The following is a 7,015-nucleotide window of genomic DNA, read 5'->3' as shown; positions in this document are numbered from 1 at the left end:
CGGCACTCATCGCGCCTCGGTCGCGGCCTTCCGCGTGGAACCGTGTTCTGCGCCCGCTGACGCTTGCACTATGGGTGCCGCTCGCGCTCGCCGCGTGGTGCGTGCCGATGGCCCACGCGGCCGGACCGCTGCCGCAGGGCGGCGCCTTCGTCCGGGGCCAGGGCGTGATCAGCAGCGGCACCCATTCGCTAACGATCGACCAGACCTCGTCCCGCGGCGTGATCGACTGGCACAGCTTCTCGATCGGCAACGGCAACACCGTCGCCTTCAACAACGGGTCGGGCGCGACACTGAACCGTGTAACGGGCGGCGATCCGTCATCGATTCTTGGCAAGCTGACCGCCACCGGCAGCCTCTACCTGATCAATCCGCAAGGCATCCTCGTGGGGCCTTCCGGCGTTGTCAGCACGGGCGGACGTTTCGTCGCGTCCACGCTGGATATCTGTAACTGCGCCTTCATGAACGGCGGCGATGCGCTCACGCTGTCGGGCAAGTCGGACGCGAGCGTGATCAACCTCGGCAGGATCAGCTCCAGCGGCGGCGATGTGTTCCTGATCGCGCGTCAGGCAGTCGTCAACGCGGGCACGGTAAGAGCGCCCAGCGGCACGGTGGAACTGGCGGCTGGCGAGACGGTGCTGTTGCAGGACTCGGCCAGCAGCAGGCAGGTGTTCGTGCAGGCAGGCAGTCACGGCACCGTCGTCAACGAGGGGCGCATCAAGGCCGCGCAGGTCAGTCTTCAGGCTGCCGATGGCAACGTCTATGCGCTCGGAGGCAGCGGCACCCGGATCCGCGCGACGGGCACGGCCACCCGGGATGGCCACGTCTGGCTGATCGCGGACAGTGGCCTCGTCAGGCAGCAAGGCAAGATCGCGGCAACGAATGCCGATGGCAGCGGCGGCACGGTCGACACGCAGGCGGCGCAGCTGGCGTTCGGCAGGCACGCAGCCGTTCACGCCGGGCAGTGGAATCTTTCAACGCCTGCTTTCACGATCGATGATGCTACGACACGGACGTTGCAGCGCAGTCTGAGCGCGGGCACCTCGGTCGATGTCACGACCACGGGTGGCAACGGCGCAACGGGCGACCTGGGCATCGCTTCGAGCCTGCGCTGGCAGGGCCCGGCTTCGCTCACGCTTGCGGCATATCGCAATGTCTCAGTCACGAGCGGCACGACGATCGCGAGCGACGGCGCGGGCAATCTGACCTTGCGCGCCGACGCTACGGGTGTCGATAACGGTGGCAGCGTCTCCAACCTTGGCACCGTCGACTGGTCGAAGAGCACCGGCATCGTAAGCCTTCTCTACGACATGAACGGCCGCTACAGCCCCGGCACGCTGCTCGGCAACGCTTCGTGGACCGCCCCGGTCTACAGCGGGCTGGTCACCCAAATCACCGCCTACAAGCTCGTCAATTCGCTGACCGATCTGCAGAACATATCGCTCGACCTCGCCGGCAATTACGCGCTCGGCAAGGATATCGATGCGAGTGCGACGATCCTTACTTCCACCCACTCCAGCGGAGTGGACTTCATCCCGCTGGGCAGCGCGGCCACCCCGTTCACTGGTCAGTTCGATGGGATGGGGCATGTCATCGACCAGTTCAGCCAGAATGAGATTTACTCGCCCTCAGGTACCAAAGCGATTGGCCTCTTTGGCGAGATCGGGACTGCGGGCGTGGTGCGCAACGTCGGCATCACGAACACCGCATTCTATGAGGGACAAGACGACATCCTCGACAACGTGCCGATTGTTATCACTTTCGGCATTCTGGCGGGGCGCAACCGGGGCCTGATTACATACGCATATACGTCCGGCTACCGGGGCGCCACTCACTATGGGAACGCGCCGATCGGCGGCCTGGTGGGCACCAACGACGGTCTGATCGAGCGCTCCTGGAGCAGCGCTACCGTAGGCGACGCCGGTGACGCGGGAGGGCTCGTGGGCGCCAATCTCGGACGGATCGTTCAGTCGTTCGCGACCGGCCAGGTCGTCACGCAGACGTTCGGCTCGCCAGGTGGACTCGTCGGCGTCAACAGTGGCACGGTGTCTCAGTCGTACGCTACGGGTTACGTTCTCGGGCTCTCGGCGGCCGGCGGCCTGGCTTTTGCGAATAGCGGGTTGATCGAGCAGTCATTTGCATCCGGTGACGTGCCAACACCTTCCTATCAAGGTCCGTTTTTCCACCCCATTTTCGGTGGAATCGTTGCGTATGGTGCCGGCGGCACACTTGCAAGCAACGTCTACTGGGACAAAGAGACGACAACACAAACGGCGAGCACTGGAGACGTCTCTCAACTGCCTGCATCAAACGGTCTTACTACTGCCCAAATGAGCAATCCGTCGAGCTTCGACGTATCCTGGGACTTCAGCCCGACAGGCGTGTGGGTCATGCCGGCCGGCGCGACCCATCCGGTCCTGCGCTGGCAACTGGCCCAGTAGGCGCTGCTGAGAACCCGCGGCCTGCACGAGCAGGGCTCCGCCGCGTCATGCGGCGGCATCTCAACGGCAGCTTTTTGGGGGAGGAGCCGACGTTCGAATGTCTGCCTGAACACGCGCGCGAGCGTCCGATGATGGCCGAACCTTGCCAATCGTTGTGCGATCGACAAGTGCCGTGTCATGACCGGCAGCATGCACCCAGTACAGACATTCCGGCTTCTCAAGAACGGACGTCCAACGTTCAAAAACTCCGTCCTGTCGAACTCGCCGCACCGGTCCAGCGCATGCATTGCATGGGTGACGCCGACGGAAAGGGATGCTATGGACGAGCATTGTTCATCGCCTGAATGGCGTTATGTGTCGCCTCTACCATGTTGTGAAGCGTGGGCAGTACTGAACGAGAAAAAGGCACTTCGGGAGATGCAAAGACAACTTCAACTGGAACATCAAGTTCGCGCTCGACAATTCCCGAAGCGGGTATCCGAGTCGTTCGACGTTGCTCTCGGTTCATCGGGGGAATGTTCCAAGTAACGTCTCTACGGTTTTGGCCAAAACCAGCATTCACCAGCCCTCTTGGAAAATCAGGGATTTGCCGGATGAGCATGTCGGATGAGAGGCGTGTGTAATCGCCCGACGGAACGAGGAGCCTATGCTTGTCAATGATGTCAAGCCGGTGAAGCAGCGCAAGGGGTTCATTCCCGCCGGTCTCACCATGCGGTCTCAAGTCAAGTAGAGCTTGAAGGAATGCTGGCGAGACCCTATCGGCGAGCTTGTTTCTTGCTGTGCCCTCCAGACCCGCCGCCGTCTCGCTGAATGGAAATTGTATCCACCGTCTCTCAGCCTCCGTGGTCGCCACTGGCGAGACGACCTCCCAATATGCATGATCAAGCGCCGAGCGGAGGTTATGAATAATGTCGCCACAAATGAGGGCACACCGCGACGCGATTTCTTCATTGCGTCGGGCATACGTTGCACGTTCGCCCGTCCTGTAATTTGTTTCTAACATGTACGCGAATGGGCGTGTTCGCGCGAGAAGCGTAGTCAGATTAGTTAGATGCTCCGATGCACGCCTAGTCTTGAGCAACGCACTATCCACGCTAAGCCCCTCAACTTGTTATTAAACGAACCCACGGTCTGTATATGAATCAAGACTCATGCAGCAATATGACCTCGTAGCCGAGTCGCCTACAAGCCATATTGCCGCGAGGGTATCACCATCGATCTTTTTTACGCGGCATGGCAGCGAGCGCGTGCTGAAGTTCGCGTTCGATCTCGCGCAGCGCCGCGCGCGCAAGAAAATCACCGTCGCAACGAAGAGCAGCGGCATCGCGATCAGCATGCCGTGGTGGGACAAATGCGCGGCCGGCATCGCCGCGCAGTATCCGGACGTCACGTGGGACAAGCAGCACATCGACATCCTGTGCGCGCGTTTCGTCCTGAACCCGGACCGTTTCGACGTGGTCGTCGCGACCAATCTGTTCGGCGACATCCTGTCCGATCTCGGCCCCGCGTGCACGGGTACGATCGGCCTCGCGCCGTCGGGCAACCTGAATCCGAACCGCAAATTTCCGTCGCTGTTCGAGCCGGTGCACGGCTCGGCACCCGATATCGCCGGCAAGCACATCGCGAATCCGATCGCGATGATCTGGTCGGCCGCGATGATGCTCGACTTCCTCGGTCATTCGAGCGGCAAGGAGCGCGAAGCGCACGACGCGATCCTGAAGGCGATCGAGGCGACGCTGATCGAGGGTCCGCACACCGGCGACCTCGGCGGTAAAGCAAGCACGAGCGAAGTCGGCGAGGCGATCGCGGCAAAACTCGCCTGATATGAACGACGCGCCAGGCCCATCAAAGCGGGCTGCGAATGACTGGCCGCCGATCGTTCGACATGAAGGGATGACGGCGCAACGCCGGATGCGCCGTTATCGACAGTTGCGCCGCTCGTAGAGCGACCATTCGCCCTCGTGCGTCACCAGGGCGACATCGCATTCGCTATTGGCGAAGAAATCTTTCGGCAACGGCCCCTCCTTGCGAACGAAGAAATAGCGGTACAGACGGCCATTGTCCTTATTCCATTCGAAACCCGCCGGATCGTGTTCGAGCGTCAGCGGGGCCATAGGCATCATGCCCGGCCTGAAGCGCGCGATCTGCGGCACGTAAGTCGCGAAGTTCGGATCGACGAAACCGTGCTTCTCCGCCTGATACCACAGCGACTGGTGCTCGTACGCGGCCGGGCTCCTGTACGCGGGACTCGCGCGATCGAATATCAGACTTAGCGCGCGTTGATCCGGTTCGGTCCGCGACAGCAGCGCGTCCAGCGGCGCGTTCTCGACGGCGAAACGATGTAGACGAACCGTCTGGTCCGCAAAGAAGATCCAGCATCCGGCGATGATCAACGCTTGTACGGCGACGCCGGGCAGCGCACCCCGGTTCGAACCGGACGACGCACGGCGAGCGCCGTTCGCCGACGTTTGCGGCGCGCAGAACATCAACGCATACGCGGGCAACAGAAACAGCGCGAAACGGTGATACAGGTAGGCCGTCTTCAGCGCCGTGCCGGGTACGACGAACCACACGAACGCCACGGCGAGCATCGGCACGATGACCGAGCGATCGGGATTGATCCTGTTGCGCCACAGCCACGGCGCGGCGAACATCAGCGCGACGAGCGGCAAATACACGGCCGCGCTTTTGTTCATGCCCCACACGTAGACGGGCAGCGAGAGCACCCGCTGCAAGTCGAAGCCCCATTTGAATACGTCTACGCCGGGCACCGTCTGCCCGAGCAGCGGATCGGTCGCGCGGCTCCACAACATATACGCGATGCACAGCACGCCGAGCGGCACGAACGGCGCGAGCGCGAGGATCTTGCGGACCAACGTCTTCTGTTTGAACAGCACGAAGCCGACGCCTACCGCCATCGCAAGCAGAAACACGAGCCCGTGACAGAAGAACAGCGCCGTGCCCGCAACCAACATCCATACCCCCTTCCTGACGGAAGTCGCCTTCGCATAGTCGTGCGAGAGCCACATGAACAGAATGCCCAACGGGGTCGCGACCAGAAACGTATAGAAACCCCACATGAAGGCGAAGCCGAAAAATCCCGGCACGAACAGCCAGTCGAGCCGTGGATCGCCGCCCAGATACCTGCGAAAGCCCACGCATGACGCCACGAACGCGAAATACGCGAGCATCAGCACGCAATTGAGCGCGGCGCCGATCGGCATCAGATACGTGAGCGGCAGCGCGAGGCCGTAGCCGACGAGATACGGCGTCAGCAGATTGAGCTGCACGAGGTTTTGCCACGGCGACGTATGCTCGAGCAGATCGCGCAGCAACATCACCTGTCCCGCGTGTTGCGGCAGGTCCACCAGGGGCGGACGCGGCGCGATCCAGAACAACGCTCCGCCATACAGCACGGTGACGATGAAAAGCACGCGCGGAAGAATGGTGGCGAGCCGGCCGGAGCGCGAAAACAGCGCGTCTGCGGACACCGCGTCGGCGCCCGGGGTCGCCGGCGCCGAACGATCGACGGGAGAATTCATAACGTTTGCTCAATGATGAAACGAGGACGCTGCTTGGTTTCGGCGTACGTCTTCGAGATGTAGCCGCCGATCACACCGAGGAAGAGCAACTGGATACCGCCGAGAAAGTACATCGGGATTACCGTCGAAGCCCAGCCGGGCACCGTGAGGTTGGTGAAGATGCGCGCATAGGCGGCCCACGCGCCGAAGCACAGCGAGCCGATCGCCAGCAATGCGCCGATGCGCGTACTCCATTGCAAGGGAACGGCGGAGAACGACGTGATGCCGTCCAGCGCGAGGACGATCATTTTGCTGAGCGGGTATTTGCTCTCGCCCGCAAAGCGCGCGGCGCGCTCGTATTCGACGATCGCAGTCTTGAACCCGAGCAGCGGAATGATGCCGCGCAGGAAAAGATTGACCTCCTGAAACTGACGCAACGCTTCCACTGTCTTGCGGCTCATCAGGCGAAAATCCGCGTGGCCCGGCAGGATATCGACGCCGAACGTCCGGAGCAACTTGTAGTAGTTGCGAGCGGTGAAGCGCTTGAAGAATGTGTCCGTCGTACGTTTGTGACGCACGCCGAAGACGATTTCCGCACCCGACTGATATGCCGCGAGCATGCGTGGAATGGCTTCGATATCGTCCTGAAGATCCGCGTCGAGGCTCACGAGTACATCGCCTTGAGCCGTCATCAGACCGGCGAGCAGCGCATTCTGATGGCCGCGATTGCGCGAGAGTTTGATGCCGCCGCAGCGGGCATTCTGCGCGTGCAGCACTTCGATGATCGACCAGGTACGGTCGCGGGAACCATCGTCAATGAAAGTGATGCGGCTTTCGTTGCTCACCTCGCCGGCTTCGATCAATCGCTCCAGAAGTGCGAGCAGCCGCTTGCTTGTCTCGGTGATAACCTCTTCTTCGTTGTAGCACGGTACGACGAGATTCATCGTCGTCATAGGCAACTCCCCATTCTGAAGCTGGCTCGACCCAGAGTCAGGCACAGAGTCCGGCGTTTAACCTAGTTGGACATTAGTACGCATCGCCGACCACAGGCAAGCA

General features: G+C 61.6%; 3 protein-coding genes and 1 pseudogene. 2 read left to right on the top strand and 2 right to left on the bottom strand.

All coding sequences use genetic code 11. The features are described 5' to 3' along the window. Window positions 1-107: 107 nt before the first annotated feature. Window positions 108-2,438: a filamentous hemagglutinin N-terminal domain-containing protein gene (locus F6X39_RS33745; protein WP_187619806.1), complete on the top strand. Its 2,331-nt coding sequence runs from the start codon at window positions 108-110 to the stop codon at window positions 2,436-2,438. 1,223 nt (window positions 2,439-3,661) lie between these two features. Beyond that, a pseudogene (locus F6X39_RS33740) lies at window positions 3,662-4,261 on the top strand (isocitrate/isopropylmalate dehydrogenase family protein); the annotation flags it as partial. Between the two features lie 96 nt (window positions 4,262-4,357). On the opposite strand, the gene F6X39_RS33735 reads toward F6X39_RS33740, so the two are convergent. Beyond that, window positions 4,358-5,980, bottom strand: a complete 1,623-nt coding sequence (locus tag F6X39_RS33735) for a hypothetical protein (protein WP_187619805.1) — start codon at window positions 5,978-5,980, stop codon at window positions 4,358-4,360. Continuing rightward, window positions 5,977-6,912 carry a glycosyltransferase family 2 protein gene (locus F6X39_RS33730; RefSeq protein ID WP_187619804.1) on the bottom strand — a complete coding sequence of 312 codons (936 nt, stop codon included), beginning with the start codon at window positions 6,910-6,912 and terminating at the stop codon, window positions 5,977-5,979. The genes F6X39_RS33735 and F6X39_RS33730 overlap by 4 nt, the downstream gene beginning before the upstream one ends. Window positions 6,913-7,015 lie beyond the last annotated feature (103 nt).

Origin of the sequence: Paraburkholderia sp. UCT2 (assembly GCF_014397665.1) — a bacterium.
Classification (GTDB): Bacteria; Pseudomonadota; Gammaproteobacteria; order Burkholderiales; family Burkholderiaceae; genus Paraburkholderia; species Paraburkholderia tuberum.
Note: the sequence above shows the minus strand (reverse complement) of the source record. Positions and strands in the feature narration are given on the sequence as shown.